Source organism: Streptantibioticus ferralitis (assembly GCF_029223525.1).
Lineage (GTDB): Bacteria > Actinomycetota > Actinomycetes > Streptomycetales > Streptomycetaceae > Streptantibioticus_A > Streptantibioticus_A ferralitis.
The window spans coordinates 1-20,859 of the sequence record NZ_JARHTQ010000055.1; the positions used below are offsets into that span (position 1 = coordinate 1).

General features: G+C 70.6%; 22 protein-coding genes. 3 read left to right on the top strand and 19 right to left on the bottom strand.

Translation table 11 applies throughout. The features are described 5' to 3' along the window. Positions 1-164 precede the first annotated feature (164 nt). The 3 genes from P2L57_RS38210 to P2L57_RS38220 all read right to left on the bottom strand — a co-directional run bounded on the left by P2L57_RS38210 (position 165) and on the right by P2L57_RS38220 (position 3,916). On the bottom strand, positions 165-857 hold the full coding sequence (locus P2L57_RS38210) for an aggregation-promoting factor C-terminal-like domain-containing protein (protein ID WP_486387821.1): 693 nt from the start codon (positions 855-857) through the stop codon (positions 165-167). A 465-nt stretch (positions 858-1,322) separates the two neighbouring features. Beyond that, positions 1,323-2,663, bottom strand: coding sequence for an RNA 5'-3' helicase PhoH2 (gene phoH2, locus P2L57_RS38215; RefSeq protein ID WP_275822869.1), 1,341 nt, complete (start codon positions 2,661-2,663; stop codon positions 1,323-1,325). A gap of 491 nt (positions 2,664-3,154) precedes the next feature. After that, positions 3,155-3,916: an isoprenyl transferase gene (locus P2L57_RS38220; RefSeq protein WP_275822871.1), complete on the bottom strand. Its 762-nt coding sequence runs from the start codon at positions 3,914-3,916 to the stop codon at positions 3,155-3,157. Between the two features lie 189 nt (positions 3,917-4,105). Here P2L57_RS38220 and mgrA point away from each other — a divergent pair, with 189 nt between their 5' ends. Then, positions 4,106-5,149 carry an L-glyceraldehyde 3-phosphate reductase gene (mgrA, locus tag P2L57_RS38225; protein ID WP_275822873.1) on the top strand — a complete coding sequence of 348 codons (1,044 nt, stop codon included), beginning with the start codon at positions 4,106-4,108 and terminating at the stop codon, positions 5,147-5,149. Between the two features lie 11 nt (positions 5,150-5,160). On the opposite strand, the gene P2L57_RS38230 is transcribed toward mgrA, so the two are convergent. Then, positions 5,161-5,856 carry a prepilin peptidase gene (locus tag P2L57_RS38230; RefSeq protein WP_275822875.1) on the bottom strand — a complete coding sequence of 232 codons (696 nt, stop codon included), beginning with the start codon at positions 5,854-5,856 and terminating at the stop codon, positions 5,161-5,163. A gap of 24 nt (positions 5,857-5,880) precedes the next feature. Beyond that, the gene (locus tag P2L57_RS38235; protein ID WP_275822877.1) at positions 5,881-6,426 is read right to left on the bottom strand and encodes a hypothetical protein; all 546 of its coding nucleotides are present in this window, start codon (positions 6,424-6,426) and stop codon (positions 5,881-5,883) included. Positions 6,427-7,063: 637 nt separating this feature from the next. On the opposite strand from P2L57_RS38235, the gene P2L57_RS38240 reads away from it, so the two are divergent. Then, positions 7,064-7,432 carry a DUF192 domain-containing protein gene (locus P2L57_RS38240; RefSeq protein WP_275822879.1) on the top strand — a complete coding sequence of 123 codons (369 nt, stop codon included), beginning with the start codon at positions 7,064-7,066 and terminating at the stop codon, positions 7,430-7,432. 3 nt (positions 7,433-7,435) lie between these two features. On the opposite strand, the gene P2L57_RS38245 is transcribed toward P2L57_RS38240, so the two are convergent. The 14 genes from P2L57_RS38245 to P2L57_RS38310 all read right to left on the bottom strand — a co-directional run bounded on the left by P2L57_RS38245 (position 7,436) and on the right by P2L57_RS38310 (position 19,031). Next, positions 7,436-8,062 (bottom strand): OmpA family protein, encoded by a 627-nt coding sequence (locus tag P2L57_RS38245; protein ID WP_275822881.1) that lies wholly within the window; start codon positions 8,060-8,062, stop codon positions 7,436-7,438. 11 nt (positions 8,063-8,073) lie between these two features. Beyond that, complete coding sequence (locus P2L57_RS38250) at positions 8,074-8,667, bottom strand: hypothetical protein (protein ID WP_275822884.1); 594 nt, start codon at positions 8,665-8,667, stop codon at positions 8,074-8,076. A 38-nt stretch (positions 8,668-8,705) separates the two neighbouring features. Then, positions 8,706-9,374, bottom strand: a complete 669-nt coding sequence (locus P2L57_RS38255) for a pilus assembly protein TadG-related protein (RefSeq protein ID WP_275822933.1) — start codon at positions 9,372-9,374, stop codon at positions 8,706-8,708. Between the two features lie 47 nt (positions 9,375-9,421). Continuing rightward, the gene (locus P2L57_RS38260; RefSeq protein WP_275822936.1) at positions 9,422-9,655 is read right to left on the bottom strand and encodes a hypothetical protein; all 234 of its coding nucleotides are present in this window, start codon (positions 9,653-9,655) and stop codon (positions 9,422-9,424) included. A 116-nt stretch (positions 9,656-9,771) separates the two neighbouring features. After that, the gene (locus P2L57_RS38265; RefSeq protein WP_372516084.1) at positions 9,772-10,560 is read right to left on the bottom strand and encodes a response regulator; all 789 of its coding nucleotides are present in this window, start codon (positions 10,558-10,560) and stop codon (positions 9,772-9,774) included. Then, complete coding sequence (locus P2L57_RS38270) at positions 10,527-11,930, bottom strand: sensor histidine kinase (RefSeq protein WP_275822889.1); 1,404 nt, start codon at positions 11,928-11,930, stop codon at positions 10,527-10,529. Before P2L57_RS38270 ends, P2L57_RS38265 begins: the two co-directional genes overlap by 34 nt. A 2-nt stretch (positions 11,931-11,932) precedes the next feature. Continuing rightward, complete coding sequence (locus P2L57_RS38275; RefSeq protein ID WP_275822891.1) at positions 11,933-12,820, bottom strand: DUF5936 domain-containing protein; 888 nt, start codon at positions 12,818-12,820, stop codon at positions 11,933-11,935. 33 nt (positions 12,821-12,853) lie between these two features. After that, positions 12,854-13,789 carry a type II secretion system F family protein gene (locus P2L57_RS38280; RefSeq protein WP_275822938.1) on the bottom strand — a complete coding sequence of 312 codons (936 nt, stop codon included), beginning with the start codon at positions 13,787-13,789 and terminating at the stop codon, positions 12,854-12,856. A gap of 151 nt (positions 13,790-13,940) precedes the next feature. Next, positions 13,941-15,284, bottom strand: a complete 1,344-nt coding sequence (locus tag P2L57_RS38285) for a TadA family conjugal transfer-associated ATPase (protein WP_275822894.1) — start codon at positions 15,282-15,284, stop codon at positions 13,941-13,943. Beyond that, positions 15,281-15,706, bottom strand: a complete 426-nt coding sequence (locus P2L57_RS38290; RefSeq protein WP_275822896.1) for a TadE/TadG family type IV pilus assembly protein — start codon at positions 15,704-15,706, stop codon at positions 15,281-15,283. Before P2L57_RS38290 ends, P2L57_RS38285 begins: the two co-directional genes overlap by 4 nt. After that, positions 15,703-16,113, bottom strand: a complete 411-nt coding sequence (locus P2L57_RS38295; RefSeq protein WP_275822898.1) for a TadE/TadG family type IV pilus assembly protein — start codon at positions 16,111-16,113, stop codon at positions 15,703-15,705. Before P2L57_RS38295 ends, P2L57_RS38290 begins: the two co-directional genes overlap by 4 nt. Next, entirely contained in the window at positions 16,110-17,402 is a 1,293-nt protein-coding gene (locus P2L57_RS38300) for a CpaE/TadZ family protein (protein ID WP_275822900.1), read from the bottom strand. The genes P2L57_RS38295 and P2L57_RS38300 overlap by 4 nt, the downstream gene beginning before the upstream one ends. Before the next feature lie 4 nt (positions 17,403-17,406). Next, entirely contained in the window at positions 17,407-18,117 is a 711-nt protein-coding gene (gene cpaB / locus P2L57_RS38305) for a Flp pilus assembly protein CpaB (protein ID WP_275822902.1), read from the bottom strand. 56 nt (positions 18,118-18,173) lie between these two features. Then, positions 18,174-19,031: a hypothetical protein gene (locus P2L57_RS38310; protein ID WP_275822905.1), complete on the bottom strand. Its 858-nt coding sequence runs from the start codon at positions 19,029-19,031 to the stop codon at positions 18,174-18,176. A 224-nt stretch (positions 19,032-19,255) separates the two neighbouring features. Between P2L57_RS38310 and P2L57_RS38315 the strand changes: the two genes are divergently transcribed. Further along, positions 19,256-20,758: a chitinase gene (locus P2L57_RS38315; protein WP_275822907.1), complete on the top strand. Its 1,503-nt coding sequence runs from the start codon at positions 19,256-19,258 to the stop codon at positions 20,756-20,758. The last annotated feature ends 101 nt before the right edge of the window (positions 20,759-20,859 follow it).

The following is a 20,859-nucleotide window of genomic DNA, read 5'->3' on the forward strand; positions in this document are numbered from 1 at the left end:
GAGCCGGAAGTATTCCTCCCGCTCAGCGTGCAACTTCTTCCGCCCTTGTTCCTTCCGGCTCTCCCGGATCTTGAAGTCCATCGCATCCCCTGAGCTGGGGTGTTGCGACGACCACTAGAACGGAAGGAACCGGGCGGGGGCTTGTGAGGAGACCGGGAGTCGGTCTAGTACCAGCTGTTGGCCTGCCAGAACTGCCAGGCGCCGCACGGGCTGCCGTAGCGCTCGTTCATGTAGCTGAGGCCCCACTTGATCTGGGTGGCCGGATTGGTCTGCCAGTCGGCACCGGCCGAGGCCATCTTCGAGCCGGGCAGCGCCTGCACCAGACCGTAGGCGCCCGAGGAGGCGTTGGTGGCCTGGTAGTTCCAGCTGCTCTCGTTGTTCACGATGTGCGAGAAGCACTGGAACTGCGAGGAGTCACCGATGATCGCCTGAGCCATCGCCTGGACGCCCGAGACGGAGTAGTCACCGCTGCTCAGCGCCGACAGCGACTGGCGCTGCTGGTCGCGGCTGGCGGCCTGCTGCGCGTCGTGCTGCTGCTTGGCCTTGGCTGCCGCCTCGGCGTCCGCCTTCTTCTTGGCGGCGTCGGCGGCGGCCTGCTTGCGCGCGTTCTCGGCCGCCTGCTGCTTGGCGGCGGCGTCTGCCGCGGCCTGCTGCGTCTGGGCCTGCTCGGTCAGCGAGGCGGCCTGGACGGTGGCCTGCTGACCCGCGTCGATGTTGTCCAGCGCCGTGGTGTCGGCGACGGGCTGCATGGCGGCGGAGGTCGGTTCGCTGCCTGAGGCGACGCCGACGACGGCACCGACGGTGGTGACCGCGGTGGCTGACGCTACGGCGATTCCCCGGACGGAGATCCGGCTCACTCGGTTTCCTTCCAGCATCGCCCGCGTGGTGACCGCGCGGACGCAATCGTGCCCCTGACGCTGGCCTCCCCTTGGTTCGGACCTTTCGGCCCGTCTGGTCACGGGAGGCACTGGCCCGGTGCGATCCCCGGTACTTGGGGTCCGCGTGGTGCTGGGCGGCTTACGGCGCAACGCTGTTCAGTTCTGTGGTTCCACACCACCGGGGGTGTAGGAGTGCCGTAAGCGGGGCCTGACAGCCCCACACCCTGCCCGACGGCGACGCATCAAGGCAATTCTCTGTTGCGTGGCAAACGTCACACCATGTTTGGACCTGCTGTTTCTCGGAAATCTCGGCGCGTCGCGCCCGGACACGACTAGGCTGCTGCGCCCTTCTCGGGGCACAGCAGCCGTAGAAGCCTCAATTCGCCTGACCTCCGGGTGATTTGCCCAAAGCTGGACTCACCGGAACGGGGGCCACCAGATGGGTCAGATGTGGATGTCCTCCAGCATCTCCGTCACCAACGCCGCGATGGGCGAACGCTCGGAACGATTCAGCGTGACATGGGCGAACAGCGGATGCCCCTTCAATTTCTCCACGACCGCGACCACACCGTCGTACCGCCCGACCCGTAGGTTGTCACGCTGCGCGACATCGTGGGTGAGAACGACCCGCGAGCCAGCGCCAATACGGGACAGAACAGTCAACAGGACATTGCGTTCGAGTGATTGGGCCTCGTCCACGATGACAAAGGCGTCATGCAGTGAGCGGCCCCGGATGTGGGTGAGCGGCAGCACCTCCAGCATGCCGCGCTCCACGACCTCCTCGATCACATCCGCCGAGGTGACGGCGCCCAGCGTGTCGAAGACCGCCTGCGCCCAAGGGCTCATCTTCTCCGACTCGGTGCCGGGCAGATAGCCGAGCTCCTGGCCGCCGACCGCGTACAGCGGCCGGAAGACCATCACCTTGCGGTGTTGCCGCCGCTCCAGCACCGCCTCAAGTCCCGCGCACAGCGCGAGCGCCGACTTACCGGTGCCCGCCCGGCCGCCCAGCGAGACGATTCCGACATCCGGGTCGAGCAGCAGATCCAGCGCGATCCGCTGCTCGGCGCTGCGGCCGTGCAGGCCGAACGCCTCGCGGTCGCCGCGCACCAGCCGGACCCGGCCGTCCGCGGTGACCCGGCCGAGCGCCTTGCCCCGTTCCGACTGGAGCACCAGCCCGGTGTGCACCGGCAGTTCGCTCGCCAGCGGAACGGCGATCGGCTCGTCGGCGAACAACGCGTCGATGTCGTCGGCGGCCACCTGGAGATCCGCCATTCCGGTCCAGCCGGAGGTGATGGCCAGTTCTGCCCGGTACTCCTCGGCCAGCAGGCCCACCGACGACGCCTTCACCCGCAGCGGGAGATCCTTGGAGACAACGGTGACGTCGTACCCCTCGGCCTGGAGGTTGCGGGCAACGGCCAGGATGCGCGAGTCGTTGTCGCCGAACCGGCCGCCCGCCGACTGGGGGAGCATGCCGGGCGGCAGTATGCCGGGGTCCGAGTGGTTCAGCTCGACCCTCAGCGTTCCGCCGAGGTCGCCGATCGGAATAGGGGCGTCCAGCCGCCCGTGCCGGATCCGGTACTCATCGAGCAGCCGCAGCGCCTGGCGGGCGAAGTAGCCGAGCTCAGGGTGGTGGCGCTTGGCCTCCAACTCGGTCACCACGACGACCGGGAGCACCACTTCGTGCTCGTCGAAACGGGTGAGGGCGTTGGGGTCAGCCAGCAGCACGCTGGTGTCAAGGACGTAGGTGCGCCGGTCGTGCTCTCGGCGGTTCTTGCTGGTCACCACGGGTGGACGAACCCCCTCGGGAAGGGTCGGGTGCGACGCCGCCGCATGCATCGCGAGCGTCGCGCGGTACTGGACCGGGACCGGCCACGGGGGCCGGACCACGACCCTCCGTCATGACGCGGCCATTGCCGTCAGCTGACAGCACGTCCGTGAGCAAGGGGCCTCCCGGGCGGGCGGCACCCTGCCACCCGCTTCTTCCGACACCCGTGGCTCGGGCGTCGACCTGAAGGGGGTATTCCCTGTCAGGTGGTTGCCTATGCGACTACGCATCCCGCTAGGGGTTTGCTGGGGACCCGGCCCCGTCCAGCTCCTCTTTTGGCGGCAAACTCCCAAACCCCCGGGTCACGAAGGCGACGGCAGGCTGTACTTCCGGCGGCGACCACCCGAACCCCCGGCGTCCGGGCTACCCGAGAGCCGCCGGCCGCTTCGCTCTTTCGGGGGCGAGCCGCCGTCGTGCGTGCGGGCTTGCCCCACGGACCACCCCGCCGCGGTCAGTTGCCGTACCGGCGGTGCCGCGCCGCGTAATCACGCATGGCGCGCAGGAAGTCCACCTTCCGGAACGCCGGCCAGAAGACCTCGCAGAAGTAGTACTCCGAGTGGGCGCTCTGCCAGAGCATGAAGCCGGACAGGCGCTGCTCGCCGGAGGTGCGCAGGATCAGGTCGGGGTCCGGCTGCCCCCGGGTGTAGAGGTGCTCGGCGATGTGCTCCACGTCGAGGATCTCCGCGAGGTCCTCGATAGACGTACCGCGCCCCGCGTGTTCCAGCAGCAGCGACCGTACGGCGTCGGCGATCTCCTGGCGGCCGCCGTATCCGACCGCGACATTGACCAGCAGGCCGTCGACACCGTCGGTGGCCTGCTCGGCCTCCTTCAGGACACCCTGCATCCGGCCGGGCAGCAGATCGAGCTGCCCGACGTGGTGGACCCGCCAGCGGCCGGTCGCGGCGAGGTCGGTCACCGCGCCCTCGATGATGCCGAGCAGCAGGTTCAGTTCCTCGGCCGGGCGGTTCAGGTTGTCCGTGGACAGCAGCCACAGGGTGACGACCTTGACACCCGTCTCCTCGCACCAGCCCAGCAGCTCGGCGATCTTGTCGGCGCCCGCCCGGTGGCCCTCCTCCGTGGTGCCGCCCGCGGCCTTCGCCCAGCGCCTGTTGCCGTCGAGGATGACGCCGATGTGCTTGGGCACCTGCTTCTGGTCCAGGTGGGACTCGACCCGGCGCGCATAGAGTCCGTAGACCAGGTCGCGCAGTCTCATGCTGTTACAGCCCCTCGAACCCTCGAACTCCTGACGACGCCCCGTCTCGCCACCATACTGCGAGCAGCCGTGCGACTACGACCCGGGTGCGCGCGGTGGGTACGGCCACCCGGGGCGTCCGGCACCCGCCATCCGGCGGTGGGCACGCTGTACGACACCAGGTCACGCTGCCGTGATAGAGCAGAGCCCATGAACGTACGCTCCCCCTACCGCGCCGCCGACGAGCGCTATGCGTCCATGGAGTACCGCCGTACCGGCCGCAGCGGGCTGAAGCTGCCCGCCATCTCCCTCGGCCTGTGGCACAACTTCGGCGACGACCGCACCCTGGACACGCAGCGCGCGATCCTGCGCCGGGCGTTCGACCTGGGTGTCACCCACTTCGACCTCGCCAACAACTACGGCCCGCCGTACGGCGCCGCCGAGTCCAACTTCGGCACGCTGCTGGCCCAGGACTTCCGCCCGTACCGCGACGAGCTGGTCATCTCCACCAAGGCCGGATACGACATGTGGCCGGGCCCGTACGGCGAATGGGGTTCGCGCAAGTACCTGACGGCCAGTCTCGACCAGTCGCTGAAGCGGATGGGCCTGGACTACGTCGACATCTTCTACTCCCACCGGTTCGACCCGGAGACCCCGCTTGAGGAGACCATGGGCGCGCTGGCGTCCGCGGTCCACCAGGGCAAGGCGCTGTACGTCGGCGTCTCCTCGTACAGCGCGGCGCGCACGGTGGACGCGGCGCTGCTGCTGCGCGAGATGGGCGTGCCCGCGCTGATCCACCAGCCCTCGTACTCGATGATCAACCGCTGGATCGAGGACGACGGGCTGCTGGACGCCCTGGAGGCGGAGGGCATGGGCTGCATCGCCTTCGCCCCGCTGGCGCAGGGCCTGCTCACCGACCGCTATCTGCACGGGATCCCGGAGGGCTCGCGGGCCAGCCAGGGCACGTCGCTTGACCCGAAGCTGCTGAGCGACGACGTGCTGGCGCGGCTGCGCGGTCTGAACGAGATCGCCCGGCGACGCGGGCAGTCACTGGCGCAGCTCGCCCTGAACTGGGTGCTGCGCGACAAGCGGGTGACCTCGGCGCTGATCGGCGCGTCCAGCGTGGCGCAGTTGGAGGCCAACGTGGCGGCGGTGGGCGCACCGCCGCTGACGGACGACGAACTCGCCGAGATCGACTCGTTCGCCAAGGACACCGGTGGCGTGAACATCTGGGCGCGCAGCAGCGAGGCGTAGCGCGCCCGGCGTCACCGAGCGCCGAGCAGCACCCCGGCCAGCGCGCCGACCAGCATGAACGGACCGAACGGAATCGCGGTCCGCCGGTCGGCGCGCCGGGCCGCGAGGAGTGTGAGCCCGGTCACGCCGCCGAGCGCGAAGCCCAGGAAGGTCCCGGCGAGCAGCACCGGCCACCCGTACCAGCCGAGCGCCAGCCCCAGCGTCGGGGCCAGCTTCACATCGCCTAGGCCCATCCCGGAGGGGTTGGCCAGCAGCAGTACGAGGTAGCCCGCGCCCAGCGCCAGGCCGCCGAGCAGCGCGCGCGGCCACGACCCGGTGTGCGCGGGGAGCAGTGCGGCCGCGCCCAGCAGCAGGGCCGTTCCGGCGGCGGCGGGGATCGTCAGCACGTCCGGCAGCCGCCGTACCGCCAGGTCGACCCGGGCCAGCAGTACGGCCGGCGGCACCAGCAGCAGCCAGACCGCCAACTCCGGCCGGGCGCCCACCCGTTGGGCGAGCGCCGCGCATATCGCGGCGGTCAGTACCGGAGGCCAGCCGCCGCGCACCGCCGAGACCGGCCCGGGGCCCGGCCCGATCCAGCCACGCCAGCCCGGCCGCTCGCCCGGCCGCCACTGCTCGCCCGGTTCAACGGCGAGCCGGTACGCGGCACGCGGTACCGCCAAACCGGTCACGAGCCCCCACAGGGCGGCGACGACGAGAAGCGCATGCACCCGGCAGACGCTACCGGGATCCGGTCAGCCCTTGAGGATGTTGCCCTTGCCGATGGTGCCGACCTGGATGCTGTTGGCGATCCGGTCCATCGTGTCCAGCGTGAGGTCGGAGGTCGTCCCGCTGATCCTGACCTGCACCGGCTTGCCCTGGGCGGTGCGCGCGGTGATGTCCAGGACCCGCAGTCTGGGGCCGTCCAGGGACGGCCGGTAGACGTAGCTGACCTGGGCGGCCGGCTTGCCGCCGAGCTTGAAGTCGGCGCTGTTCTTGACCTTCACGCCCTTGGGCCGCTCCTGCTTGGTGCCGGACAGCACCTGGACCTCACCGACCTGGTCCCCGTGCTGCTTCCACACCGCTCCGGCGAGCATGCCGTTCGACAGTCCGGCGGCGGGCACCGTCTTCCAGTCCTTGGGGACGGCGAAGGCGATGCCGTGCGCGTTCACATACGTCCAGCCGTCCGGCGCCCCACCGCCCACTCCGCAGCCAACCCCTGCCGACCCGAGCAGCAGCACGGCACCAACGGCTCCGAGGGCTCTGCCCCACCGCTTGGTTGTGCCGACCGAGCTGTTCACACTCACCCTCACACAGGCATCCGGGGCGCGGTACGACGATTCGCGCGATCTCCACCTTTACGGCCCTTACGTTACCCGCGGGGGCACGCGAACCAGTGGGCGGACGAGCGCCGCAACAGCAGGAATACGATCGCGGCGGCTGATTCCGCCCCGATCGATGCGCCAACGTTTCCGCTGCTCGCGACCGAAATCCCCGCCGCAGACCGAAGGCGGCAGCGGCGACCCGCGGTGATCCACACTCCCGTACCGCCGTTTCCGAATCGCAACGCGCAAGTGAAGTCGATGGCGACGGGAGACAACACCTAGGCGATGCGCGGCAGCCTTTGGCGTGTGACGGTCGCCACAAAGGCACATGCATTCGATGTGTGTGACGGACGGCAGCGGAAGGCGCCACAGCGCCCGGACGGCCCACCGAACCCGGACAGCCCGGACAGCCCGGACCACAGACAGAAACGGGCCGATCCGCGGGGTGGGATGCGGATCGGCCCGAGGGGGGGACTTTCACTGTAGCGCGCTCCGGTCCGGTTGGCGGCTCTCCGACACCGGATTAGGGGGATGGCTGGTTCTGACGGGGTGGGAAGGGGGTTGAACGAGGGGGATGACGGAAAGGACGGCGGTTGACGCGGGGAGGATCGCGATGGGACGGCGTTGGCGTGATGGGCCCGGGACCCTGTGGGTGGTCGGTGCGAGGAGTGCTCCGGTCCGGTTGGAGATCGCGGCCTCGTACCGTGCGCGCACCCGCGGCCTGCTCGGCCGGGACGGCATCGACGGGGCACTGCTGCTCACCCCCGCGAGCGGGGTGCACACCATCCGGATGGGCTTCCCGATCGACGTCGCCTATCTCGACCGGAGGTTGCGCGTGCTCGCGGTGCGCACCATGCCGCCGGGGCGGCTCGGCCTGCCCCGGCCGCGCTCCCGGCATGTGCTCGAAGCGGCGGCCGGAGCGCTGGCGGGGTGGGGTGTACGGCCGGGCGTGGTGCTGGAGATCAGCGCCGACGGGCCCTGACGGTCAGCTCCGCGCCTTGGGGAAGGTGATCTGGACCCGACGGTTCTTCCGGCGGCCGTCCTCGGTGGAGTTGTCGGCGATCGGGAAGTCCTCCGCGTAGCCGCGGACATCGAACTGGATGCCGCCGTCGGCTGTCAGGTCCTGCGCCAGCAGGGTGTACACGGCTTCGGCGCGCTGCTTGGACAGTTCGACGCCGTGGTCATGCGAACCGAGGTTGTCGGTGAAGCCGAAGACCTGCACCGACTTGGCGTTCTGCCGGTTGATCTCGTCCGCGATGGCCTTGACGCGGGACTGGGCGTCCGGGCTGAGCGTGGCGCTGTCCTTGTCGAACAGGACCTCGGACTGGAGGGAGAACGTCACGTCGGCGGGCGTGTCGGAGCGGCGTTCCGCCCCGTTGGAGTCCTCGACGACGGTCTTGATGTCCAGCACCTTGGGCGTGGCGAGCGTCGCGCCCGGCATCAGCTTCAACCCGGGCGCGTGCGGGTCGACATGGACCGGCGGCGCCGAGGACCCGGACGGCAGCGGCCCGGGGCTGGCGGGCGCGGTGTCGGCGTGGGCGGACGAGGGCCCCAGAGCGCTGGTGGCGCCGATGAGGAGGGCGACGGCGGCCGCCGTGACATAGCGCTTCATCTCGGCCGTCCTCACTGCGAGATCACGATGGACGCGGTGGGGAGGGTCGGCAGGTCGAAGTCCACCTGGGTGGTCGTCGCGGGCGGTGCCGGGAACTGCGCGAAGACCGGCATGGTCGCGCCGGGCTGGATGATGTCGAGACCGGTGGAGCACAGGCAGCGGCCCTCGGTGTCGCGCAGCACGTAGTAGCGCTTCTTGCCGAGGGTGTCGACCAGGGTGGCGCCGGCCAGGGATCCGCCGTTCTTCTGCAGTTCCTCTTCGTCACCGCGCCATGAGCCCGCCTGGCTGAACGGCGCGCTGCCGGTGTTCTTCACGGTTCCGGTGACGGTGACGAACCCACCGCCGTCCCGTTTGGCCGAGTTGATGGTCAGGACGATTCCGTCCGGCCCCTTGATGGTGGCGAGGACCTGGTTGCCGTCCGGCGACGCGGCGCTGCCGCCGCTTCCCGTACTGGCGACGGAACTTGAGGAGTTGGTCGACGCGGTCCTGGACCTGTCCTGCCCGCTGCCGCTGCTGCCGCACCCCGCCAGGGCGAAGGCCAGCGAAGCGGCGAGCACCGCTGCCGCGGCCCGACCGCAGGTGCGCTTCGTGTGCCCAGTCCTCATATGCCGTTCCTTCGGTCGTCCGGTTGGTCGTGCTCGGGTCAGCTGGTGAGGTGGACGGAGAACAGCTCCGCCGCGGACGGGAAGAGGGTGAGGTTCGACGGGTCGACGACCCAGTTCCGCCCGTCGCACTCAAGCGTCCCGGGAGACGGGGTGCCGCTCGGGGCGGGCGTCGGCAGCGGGCTCGGCGGAAGCGGCGGCGTGGGGGTGGGGGTGAGGGTGGGCGTCGGCGTCGGGGTGGGCGAGGCGGACGGCCGGGCGGCCTGCCACCGGCACAGCGGCTGGATGGCGGCGATCGCGCTGGCGTGGGCCGTCTTGTTCTCCGTACCGGGGACCACCGAGGTGCCGACCGTGTAGTCGGTCTCGACGGAGGCGCGGTATCCGTCATATCCGTCGCCGGTCCGCACGGGGTGGCAGTCGGTGGTGTGCGCCTTGTTGGCGGCGGCGAAGTCGTCCGCCTTCTGGCACGGGTCGTACCGCGCATCGAGCAACTGCCCGCCCAGCAGGGCGCCCAGGTCGTCCAGCCGTCCGGACCGGAACGCGTCCAGCAGCGCGTCGCGCAGTTGGGCACGGGTGTCCTGGGCGGCGGCCAGCGCCGCGGAGTCCGCGGCGGTCTGCGCACCGTTCCTGGTGGCCGCGGCCTGGCCGACCGCGAAGTACGCGAACGCGAGCAGGAGCAGGGCGCCGATCACCGTGAGGTAGACGGGCAGGGCCTGCCCGCGGTCCGAGTGCGTACCGGATGCCGCGGGCCGGGGCCCTACTTGGTGACCTTGGCGATCTCCGAGGTGATCGCGTTGTAGATGGTCTGGCCGATGTTGGTGCCCAGGATCGCGGCGACGATCAGCACCACCACCCCGATGATCCCGAGGTACTCGACCGAGGTCTGGCCCCGGTCCGAGCGGGCCCTGACGCTGGCGATCACGGTGTCCTTCCAGCCGCTGACGCGGATCCGGGTGGCCGTGGCCGCCTTGAGCGCGATGTTCTTCGGCACTATGACCCCTTCCAGGGACGGGCGAGACGCCCGCACGGTACGGCGGAACTCCCGTACCGCCCAAGGGCCCTGGGACCCAGTCCCGGGCCCAGCCAACGGACCGCGCACCGTTCGGCTCAGCCATGGCGCACCGGTCCCCGAACGGTCCCGAGCCATACGGCGATGGCCTGGCTCCTGCTGTCGGCGTGCAGTTTGGCGAAGATCCGGTTGATGTGGTTCTTCACCGTCTTCTCGCTGATGAAGCAGGTCGCGGCGATCTGGTGGTTGGTCATGCCACCAGTGATCAACTCCATGACCTCTTCCTCCCGTTGACTGAGCCCGTACCGGGCCCGGTCCACCCCGGTGCCCCCAGACTCTCCCACACTCGATTGCAGTTGCAAAGGGGCTTGTTGCGATTGCAAAGATCGCGCCGGGGCGCACGCCCGGGCCTGCGCCAGCAGCGCGGTCGCCGCGGTCGGCGTGAGACAGGCCCGCCCCTCGGTGATGTCCCGTACCGCGCCCACCAGTTGGTCGACGGTGAACTCACCGTGCACCAGATAGCCCCCCGCGCCCCTGCGGATCGCCTCCTGGACGATCTCGCTCTCCTGGCTGTACGTCAGCATCAGCACCGGTGCGATCGGCACCAGATGCGGAAGCACCGACAAGCCGTCCACGTCCGGCATCCGTACGTCGAGCAGCACCACGTCCGGCCGGTGCGCGGACGCGGCCGCACAGGCCTGGCGGCCGTCCGCCGCCTGGGCCACCACCTCGATGCCGTCCCGGGTCGCGAGCAGCGCCGCCAGCCCGGCCCGCACCACGGGGTTGTCGTCCACGACGAGCACCCGTACCGGGCGTACGGCGGCCGTGGGGAACGGCGATGGAACGGCGGTGCTCATAAGGCCCCCTTGTGAAGTCGGTCTTCGCATGCGTTCGGCGAGCGCGGCAGCAGCGCCGCGACCGGGAGTTCCAGCCGGACCTCGGTACCGCCGCGGGCCTGCCCCCTGCCGATGCGCAGCCGGGCCCCGATCCCGGCCGCGCGCTCCACCATGCCCACCACGCCGAAGTGCCCCTTGTCGCACAGGCCTTCCAGCGTGGTGCCGGGCGGCAGCCCGCGACCGTCGTCGGTCACGCTGATCCGCAGCAGACGGTCGACGATCCCGACGGCGACCTCGGCCCGGCTGGCATCCGCATGCCGATGGGCGTTCTCCAGCGCCTCCAGCACGATGCGGTTGAGCTGACGGGCGATCGGGCGCGGGACCAACGGCAAAGGGGCGCCGTCCAACTTCCGTAGTTCGGTGGGCAGTCCGGTACGCGAGGCGAACGCGTCCACGCCGGCGGACAGTTCGGCGGCGAGGAGCGTGCCGCCGCACTCCGTGCCCACCGGGTCCGGGGCGCGGCGCAGTTCGCCCAGCAGCTCCCGGGACTCGGCGGCCGCGCGGCGGGCGGCCCTGGCGATCAGCTCGGCCTGATCGCGTACCGCCTGCGGATCGAGCCGGTCCGCGCGGTCGGCCAGCGCCTCGGCGGCCATGGTGACGCCGCGCAGTGTCTTCGCCACCGAGTCGTGCATCTCCCGTGCCAGCCGGGCGCGTTCGGCGACCACCGTCTCGGTGACCGCCAGCCGGTAGCGGGTCTCGGTGAGCGCCCTGGTCGCGGCGCCGAAGCCGAGCATCAGCCGCCGCAGGCTCACCCCCACCACACCGGCGATCACACAGAAACCGGACAGCAGCAGGGAGTTGGCGACCGTGCCGTGCTCGCGTACGTCGACCGAGGCCGCCCCGGCCACCACCAGGATCTGGATGGTGGTGAACAGCGCCGAGCCGCGCCAGCCGTACACCAGACCGGCGAGCAGCGGCGTGCTGATGGTGACGTAGGCCAGCGGGCTCTCCGGGGTGCCGACGGTCAGCAGCACCGCCGCGAACAGGGTGTCCACCGCGAGCAGCGCGGGATGGCGCAGCAGCAGCGGGCCGAACCGCTCCCAGTCGCGGAACAGGACGTACGCCCCCATGAAGGTGATGACCACGGCGGATCCGGCGATCCAGGCGGTCGGGCCGGGGGCCACCTTGAGCAGCGCGATGGGCGAGGCCACGGCCAGCATGGCCAGCCGGAAGCCGAAGACCTGGCGGCACAGCGCCTGCAGCGCGGAGACCTGGAGGGCGAGCGCGGGGTCGGCCGCCCGGCCGAGCGTCCGGCCGGGGTCTGCCGCCCTGACCGGCACGACCGCCCGGGCGGGCCCGGCGGGCCGCGCGGCGGGCGGCCGTGCGAAGGCCCCGGCGGGTATCCCTGCGACGCGCGGCATGGTCATTTCCCCAGCACCTGCCCCAGGCTCACGTTGTTGCCCAGGAACAACACGGCGAGCAGCAGGATCATCGTCGCGGGGACCATGAACGTGGTGATCACCATCGTCGACTTGGGCACCGCGCGCGCTGCCCGGCGCCGGGCGTTCTGCGCGTCCGTGCGCCGCATGTCCTTGGCGATCTGGATCAACGTGTCCGCGATGGGCGCGCCGAGTTCCTCGCCCTGCTGCAGGGCAGTGGTGAACTGGGCGACCTCTTCCGAGTCGTTGCGTCTGCGCAGTTCGTCGAAGGCCTGTCGGCGGCTGACGCCCATGTCCATCTGGCGCAGGGTGATCCGGATCTCGTCGGCCCAGGGTCCCTGGTAGTTGTCGGCCACCCGCTCCAGTGCCTGGCGGAAGCCGAGACCGGCGCTGACCACGACCGCGAGGACATCCAGGAAGTCGGGAAGGGTGCGCTCGATCTCGTCCTTGCGCTGCCGGATCGCCAGCCGGATCCCGACATCCGTCCACCACACGCCGAAGGCGAACAGCACCAGGGTGAGGATCCACTCGCCGCGCAGCAGCAGGACCAACCCGCCGCCGAAGCCCAGGAATCCGTAGACCGCGCGCCGGGCCGCATAGCGGTCGACGGTCAGACCGCCCGGGTTGCCGGCCAGATCGAGCCTGCGGCGCAGCCGGGCCACCCGCAGCGGCCCCATCAGCCGCAGCACGGCCGGTGCGTGGCGCATGCCCAGCCGGTCGACCACCGAACCGACCGCGGTGGTACGGGTCGCGCCGACCTCCAGTGCGAGGACGAGGTCGTCGGGGAGCTTCGCCGCCCGGCGGTACACCGCGAGGCCGTACGCGGCACCCCCGACGGACAGCGCGCTCAGCGCGGCCAGCAGCAGCGCCATCACAGGCCCCTCCGGGCGCGGCGGCGGGAGTTCCTAGACATCGATCTTCGCCATCCTCCGGATCAGCAGGAATCCGACCCCGTACAGCGCGACGGACACGATCACCGCCGACTGCCCCAGGAAGGTCCCGGTCATGGTGTCCAAGGAGCCGGGGGCCATCCGGTTGATCAGCAGCAGCGTGCCCAGGCCGATCCCCGGTACGGCGTAGGAGGTGATGGTGACCTGGGAGAGCGTGGTACGTACCTCACGCCGGGTCTCCTTGCGTTCCTCCAGCGTCTCGGTCAGGTTGCGCAGCGACTCCACCAGTGTGCCGCCCGCCCGGCTGGACAGCACCAGTGTGGTGACCAGTACCGCCAACTCCCGTGACGGCAGCCGCTCCTTGAGGTCGTTCAGCGCGTCCTCCAGCGGGTGCCCCACGGCCAGTGCGTCGGCCACCCGGGTCAGCTCCTCGCCCGCCGGGGAGTCCAGTTCGTCGGCCGCCATGCCGATCGCGGTACGCAGGGCGAGACCCGCGGACGATCCGTTCGCCAGCAGCCGGGAAAGCTCCGGCAGTTGGCCGATGAACCGCTCGATGCGCTTCTGCCGCCGCCAGGCGAGGAAGGCGTACGCGGACCAGGCGGCGATCGCGCCTGCGATCGGGCCGAAGAACGGAGCGAGGACTGTGTCTGCCAGCAGCCACAGTCCGGCGATCGCGATGGCCATGTACAGGCTGAACTCGCCTGGGGTGACGGCCAGTCCGGTCGCGGCCAGTCGCCGCTCCAGCCGCCTGCCCAGCCGGGTGCGCCGCACGGCCGAGTCGAGCCCGGCGAAGCGGGCTCGGGGCGAGAGGTGTTCCGGCCCGGTGGCCGAGAGCCGCTCGATCACCGCGCGGCGCTGGGCGCGACCGGCGGACCATGCGTGTACGCCCCATACTCCGGCCACGCACGCGCTGAGCGTGCCGCTCAGCGCGAGCCATCCGATGGGCTCCATCACGGCTTGGCTCTCCCTTGGTGGTGGGTTGAGGCAGCGGACTCTTTTTTCTCCTGGGGCTGCGCCCCCAGGCCCCCGCCTTTTTTCCGGGGGCGCAGCCCCCCGAGCCCCCGCCGGGGGTTTGGGGGCGGAGCCCCCCAAACTGGCGCGCTCATCCTCCGAACCTTCGGAGGGTGAGGTGGTCCTCGGTCGGGGCTACGCCGAACGCGGGAGGGACCGGCTCGCCGGCCATGTACAGGCGGTCCGCCGCCCGCCGGGGCAGCGGGAAATGCTCGAAGTGGCCGCGGACCACCCGGTCCGCGGCCATCGGCTGGGCGTGGAAGCGGCCCACGGTGGCGAGTTGGTAGGACTCGCGGGACCGCGACGACAACATGGCGATCTCGGTGATCCGCCGTGCGCCGTCGGGACTGCGGGTGAGTTGGACGATCACGTCGACCGCGCTGTTGATCTGGTCGCGCAGCGCCTCGAACGGGATCTTCACCGCGCTCATCGACGCCAGCGTCTGCAGCCGCATCAGCGCGTCCTCCGCCGCGTTGGCGTGCACGGTGGCCAGCGAACCGTCGTGGCCGGTGGACATCGCCTGCAGCATGTCGAGGGTCTCCCCGCCGCGCACCTCGCCCACGATGATGCGGTCCGGCCGCATCCGCAGCGAGTTGCGGACCAGGTCGCGGATGGTGATGTGCCCCTTGCCCTCGACGTTCGGCGGGCGGCTCTCCAGCCGGATCACATGCTCCTGCTGCAGCTGGAGTTCGGCGGCGTCCTCCACGGTGATGATCCGCTCGCCGTCCGGGATCAGCCCGGACAGCGCGTTGAGCAGCGTCGTCTTGCCGGAGCCGGTGGCACCGGAGACGATGACGTTGAACTTGGCCCTGATCAGCCCGGACAGCAGCAGCATCATGTGCTCGTCCAGCGAGCCGAGCCCCAGCAGTTCGCCGAGCGTGTAGCTGCGCGGGAAGCGCCGGATGGTCAGTGTGGGGCCGGTCAGCGACAGCGGCGGAATGATGACGTTGACCCGCTCACCGGACGGCAGTCGCGCGTCCACCATCGGATTGGACTCGTCCACCCGGCGGTTGACGGTCGAGACTATGCGTTCGATGGTCTGCATCAACTGCTCGGTGCTGGCGAACCGGGCGGCCACCAACTCCACCCGCCCGGCGCGTTCCACATACACATGGTCGGGACCGTTGACCATGATCTCCGTGATGGAGGCGTCCTCCAGCAGCGGTTCCAGCACTCCGAGGCCGAGCGCCTCATCCACCACCCGCCGGATCAGCAAGGTCCGCTCGCGGGTGGACAGCACTGGTCCCTCGCGGCTGATGATGTGCCCCAGGACCCGTTCGAGACGGGCCCGCCGCTCGGCCATGGCCAGCGCCGACATCTCGGCGAGGTCGATCTCCTCCAGCAGCTTCGCGCGGTAGACGGCGATCAGCTGGGTCTCCTGGTGCCGCCCGCCGTTCTCCTCCGGGGCGGCGATACGGGCTCGCAAGCTGGTCATGGCGCACCGTCCCGGGGCATGGTGGCGCTGCGCGTCACCGGATCGAAGAGGCTGACCCCGGGGAACACCGACGGGATCTTGATGGTCACCGTGGCCTGGACCGCGTCGTCGCCGCCCGAGACGTCCACCCTGGTGGCGCCGCGCAGCCAGCCGCTCACGGACGCCGTGCCCGCGCCCGGATCGTTGGTACGGGCCGCGGCCCTGGCGGCCGTCCCGGCCTGGGTCCCCACGTACGCGACCAGTCCCAACTGCACGCCCGCCAGTGCGACCAGCAGCAGGATCGGCAGGAAGCCGAGGAACTCGACGGACGCGGACCCACGTTCCCGGCGGCCCGCGCCACGGCCGGGCGGGCGGCGAGCGCCCCGGCACCAGCGCGAGGGGCGTGCCCGGTGAGCGATCCGTCCTGCGCTGATCATCCTCATCGCGGCCGCTCCCGCGCCGCGCCCGCGTCACCGTCGACGGTGAGGAACGGGACGTCCAGGAACCCGGGGAGCAGCATCGGCACGCGCAGCGACACCCGCGCGGTCACCACATCACCCGTGCCGGAGGACACCGAGGCCGCGGCGCCGTCCGTCCAGGCCTGCGGCAGGTCCGCCCGCGCCGCCGCCTGCGGATCGGCTCCGACGGCCGCCGCGCGGGCCGCCTCGTCCGCGGCGTTCCCGGCGAGCGTGTACGTGTAGCCGACCAGGACGAACTGCCAGACGAGCAGCAGCACAACGAGGATCAGCGGGGTGATGCCCAGCATTTCGACGCTGATCTGTCCCCGGTCGCCGTGGGCCCCCGGACCGCCCGCGGCCCACCTTGGCAACCCGGGTGCGTGGCTGCTCACGTTGAACTCCCGCCCGTGGCCGTTCCGTTGTCCGTGCCCCGGCCGATGGCCCGGCGTTCCGCGCGGCGGCCGAGCCGGTGGGGTCCGCGCTCGATCGCCGCCGCACCGCTGCGGCCTGGGCCTCCCACAATGCCGAGCTCGGCGGCGAGTGACCAGAGTGCCTGCTTGACGGTGCTGCGGCCGTCGAGTTCGTGCATCCGGCCGCTGTCCACCACCGACTGCAACTCCTTGAAGGCGGCGGGCACCGCGGACTTGGCGGCCTTGGTGCCGGTGATCCGCTCGATCAGCGCGGGCTGGATCTCGGTGTGCCGGGAGTGGCGGTTCACCACCGTGCAGGTGTCCTGCGCCTTGCGCACCTGCAGGCGGTCCCACAGCCGCACCATGCGTTTGGCGGCCCGTACGGCGACCACATCGGGCGTGGTGACCAGCACCGCGGTGTCGGCCATTTCGACGGCGACCGCGTTGGCGCCGTTCATCTGGCTGCCGCAGTCGATCACCACGACATCGAACCGGGCCCGTAGCGCGGTGACGATCTGCCGGGCGGCACGGTCGGTGACCGCTTCGCCCTGCTCGCCGTCGGTGGGGCTGAGCAGCAGGGCGACCCCGCTGCTGTGGGTGAACATGGCGTCCGCCAGTACCCGCGGCGAGATGTCGTTGATCTCGGCGAGGTCGGCGACCGAGCGGCGGAACTGCACATCGAGGTAGGAGGCGATGTCACCGGTCTGCAGGTCCATGTCGGCGAGCGCGACCGATCTGCCCGACGCCCGGGCCGCCAGCGCCAGTTGGATCGCGGTGATGGTGGCGCCCACGCCGCCCTTCGCACCGGAGACGGTGACCACCGTGCCGCCGGGCCCGCTGAACGTCTCACCGCCCGCCCCCAGATGGCGGCGTACCCCGGCCGCCCAGGTGGCCGCGGTCTGTACACGCGGCGCCAACTCGTCGTACGACAGCGGCAACCCGATCAGCCCGCGGGCGCCCGCGTCCATCGCCGCCGAGTACAGCGCCGGTCCGTGGTCGGCGCACAGCAGCACCACGCCGACGGCCGGGAAGCGCAGCGCGACCTCCCGCACCAGTTCCAGGGCCGGAAGCGGGCCTACCCGGTCATGGACCAGGACCACCTCGGGCAGTTCGTCGATGCCGGAGGCGGCCAGCGCGCCCAGGGTGTTCAGCAGCGCGGTCGAGTCGGGCACCGTCGTTCCCGGCTCGGCGCCCGGCAGTTGGCTGAGCAGCGTGGTGGTGGCCCGGGCCGTGTCCGGGTCGGCGATCGCGGAGAGAATACGCATGTTCATGCCGTCACTTGTCGCCTTCAAGGGTGTACGTCCGGTCGGCCGACGGGATGGAGGTGTCACTGCCGGGGGCGACGAGGGCGAGGCGAACGTGGGTGGCGAAGGCCTCGGCGTAGGCGACGCGCTGGGCGTCCTCGGTGTTCAGGGCGAAGGTGATCGGCACCGCCTGGGTGGTACGGCGGGCGTCGGACTGGTCGCTGGTCTGGTTGATCGGGGTCTGGCTGCCCATCTTCAGCACCCGCGCCCCGGAGACGATGATCCGGGATTCGGCGCGCTGGTTCTGCCCGTTCGCGGGAAACGTCGCGAAGATGTTGACCGTGTTCCCGGCGTGGATCTCGCCCGCCACCCCGGTCGCGGCGTCCACCATGATGGCGATCTCCTGTTCGCCGGACTTGAGTTGCGGCTGATCGGAGACCATGTCCCGCTGCAGCAGCGACCCCTTGGCCAGCCCGGCGGCGGCGACCTTGCCGTCGATGGACGCCAGATCGGTGACGGCGGTCGGCGGCAGCCAGCGCTGCGGCATCGACACCTTGTCGAACTGGTCGGCGGAGAGCCTCGTGTACGCGGACACGTCCTGCTTGAGCTCGTAGGCCGACACCTCCGGCCCGACCTTGGAATCCACATCGTTGACGAGCGACAGCACCCCGAAGAACGCCGCGAAGGCACACAGGGCGGACAGCACGAGCAGAATGACGCCGCGCCGCTGACGTGAGTTCATCGACAGGACCAATCTGGGTTGAGGGTTCCGGGAGCCGGCCCCCGGCAGAAACAGCATTAACCGGTACGGGTGTTGCCCTGGTCTCCCCCGGGCGCGGGCCCCGCCTCGCAGAACGCGCAGCGGTCTCCGACGAGTTCGAGGCCGCACCAGTGGCAGGGCTCGCGGTGCGCCGAGGACACCAGTTGGTAGAGCACGCCGACATCGGCGATGTACGCGGCGAACTCCGCGAGTCTGCCGGTACCCCACCAGCGCGCGGACTGCGCGGGCAGCGGCACCTCGCACACGTACTGGCAGTTCCAGTCCTGGCCGAGCCGTCCGCGTACCCACTCGTCGCCGAACGGGTGCCCGCCGGGCGAGCCGAAGGCCAGATGGGTGGCGTAGTTGGGGCCGGGCAGCCGGAGGCCGTCGGTCAGTTGCTCAAGCCGCGCCTCGGGTGTGGCGAGTGCGGCGAACCGGGCGCCCGGCACCCAGGACTTCAGATGCGAGGTGAGCCCCACCCGCATGCGGTCCAGTCGGGCGACGCTGCCGAGCACCGCGCCCGCGTAGAGGTAGTGGGCCAGCAGCCGCGCCGCCGAAGCGATCACACCGGGCCCGAGGTCGTACTGCGCTATCTGCCGCAACTGGTGGGTCAGCAGCGCCATGGCCAGCGGCGGCAGATCGACCTCGACCAGCGCCATCCGGTCGCTCTCCAGCAGCGAACGTAACGAGTGCAGCCGTATCCGGTGGTCGGCGGGCAGCCAGGCGGGCAGCACGACCACGAGGTACCCGACCGCCTCAAGCGCGGCCCAGGTCTCGGTGAGCGCCTGCTCAAGCGGCTGCTGGGCGGGCGCGGGCAGCACGATGGCCGACGGGGCGTGCTGGGCGAGGACAGGCAGCAGCATGTCCTCGCTGGTGACGCCGATGACGGTCGACATGGCCCGCGGACCCCCAGCCACTGCGTTCCCACCTCTCAACGTTGCGCAGCCTATCCAGGATTTACGGGATGAGCAGGGCCTTGTGCTACCCATACGCAGCGCTCAACAACCCTGAGGACTCATGCCGTTCCTCTTGACACCCGCACTGGTCTGGACCACTTTTGGTCCGTACCAACCCCCACTTCATCCTCCCGACGCGCGGGCGTCGCCCCCAGGAGGCCCAAATGTCAGGCTCACGCCATAAGACCGCGCCGGATCGCCCTCGGCAGCGGCGCACCGTCCCCCTGTTCACCGCGGCAGCCCTGACCGCCGCGGGAGTCGGGCTGGGCGTCACCATGTCCTCCGCCCACGCGGCGGACGCCAACCTCGCCGCCAACCCCGGCTTCGAGTCCGGGCTGTCCGGCTGGACCTGCACCGGCAACAGCGGGATGACGGTCAACAGCCCCGTACACGGCGGCAGTTCGGCGCTGCAGGCGACCCCGACCTCGTCCGACGACGCCCAGTGCTCGCAGATCGTCAGCGTGCAGCCGAACTCCACCTACACCCTGAGCGCCTGGGTGCAGGGCAGCTACGTCTACCTCGGCGCGTCCGGCACCGGCGGTACCGACCCGTCCACCTGGACCCCGTCGGCCTCCTCGTACCAGCAGCTCAGCACCAGCTTCACCACAGGTGCGAACACCACCTCGGTCACCCTCTACCTGCACGGCTGGTACGGGCAGCCCGCCTACTACGCGGACGACGTGGCCCTGACCGGCCCGGCGGGCAGCGGCGGCACACCGACACCGACCCCCACACCGACACCGACGCCCACGCCGACGCCCACGCCCACGCCGGGCAGCGGTTCGGGGCTGCCCAAGCACGCGGTCACCGGCTACTGGCAGGACTTCTGCAACGGCGCCACCGCCCAGAAGCTCTCCGACGTCAACAGCCAGTACGACATCATCGCCGTGGCCTTCGCCAACGCCACGTCCACTCCCGGAGCGGTGGACTTCTCCCTAGACTCCTGTCTGAACTACGGCGACGCACAGTTCAAGGCGGACATCAAGGCGGCTCAGGCGGCCGGTAAGAAGGTCGTCATCTCCGTCGGCGGCCAGAACGGCACGATCTCGGTGGCCGACAGCACCTCGGCGACGAACTTCGCCAACAGCGTCTCCACGCTGATGCAGAACTACGGCTTCGACGGCGTGGACATCGACCTGGAGAACGGTCTCAACGCCACGTACATGAGCCAGGCGCTGCACGCCCTGTCGGCGAAGGCGGGCTCGGGCCTGGTCATCACCATGGCCCCGCAGACCATCGACATGCAGTCGACCTCAAGCGACTACTTCGCGACCGCGCTGAACATCAAGGACATCCTGACGGTCGTCAACACCCAGTACTACAACTCCGGTTCGATGAACGGCTGCGACGGCAACGTCTACGCCCAGGGTTCCGTCGACTTCATCACGGCACTGGCCTGCACCCAACTGCAGGGCGGCCTCGACCCGTCACAGGTGGGCATCGGCGTACCGGCCTCCAGCAGCGCGGCGGGCAGCGGCTATGTCCCGCCGTCCGTGGTGAACAACGCCCTGGACTGCCTGACCCAGGGCGCCAACTGCGGTTCGTTCAAGCCGTCCAGGACCTGGCCGACGTTGCGCGGTGCGATGACCTGGTCCACCAACTGGGACGCGGCGAACGGCAACTCCTTCGCAGGCGCGGTCGGCGCACACGTGCACGCGCTGCCGTAACACGCGGGAACACGAGGGCCGGGCGGTACGCCGCCCGGCCCGCTCAACGCAGGTTGAGCAGCATCACGTGATGGCGGTCTGCTCCCTCCCAGGGGTGCGCC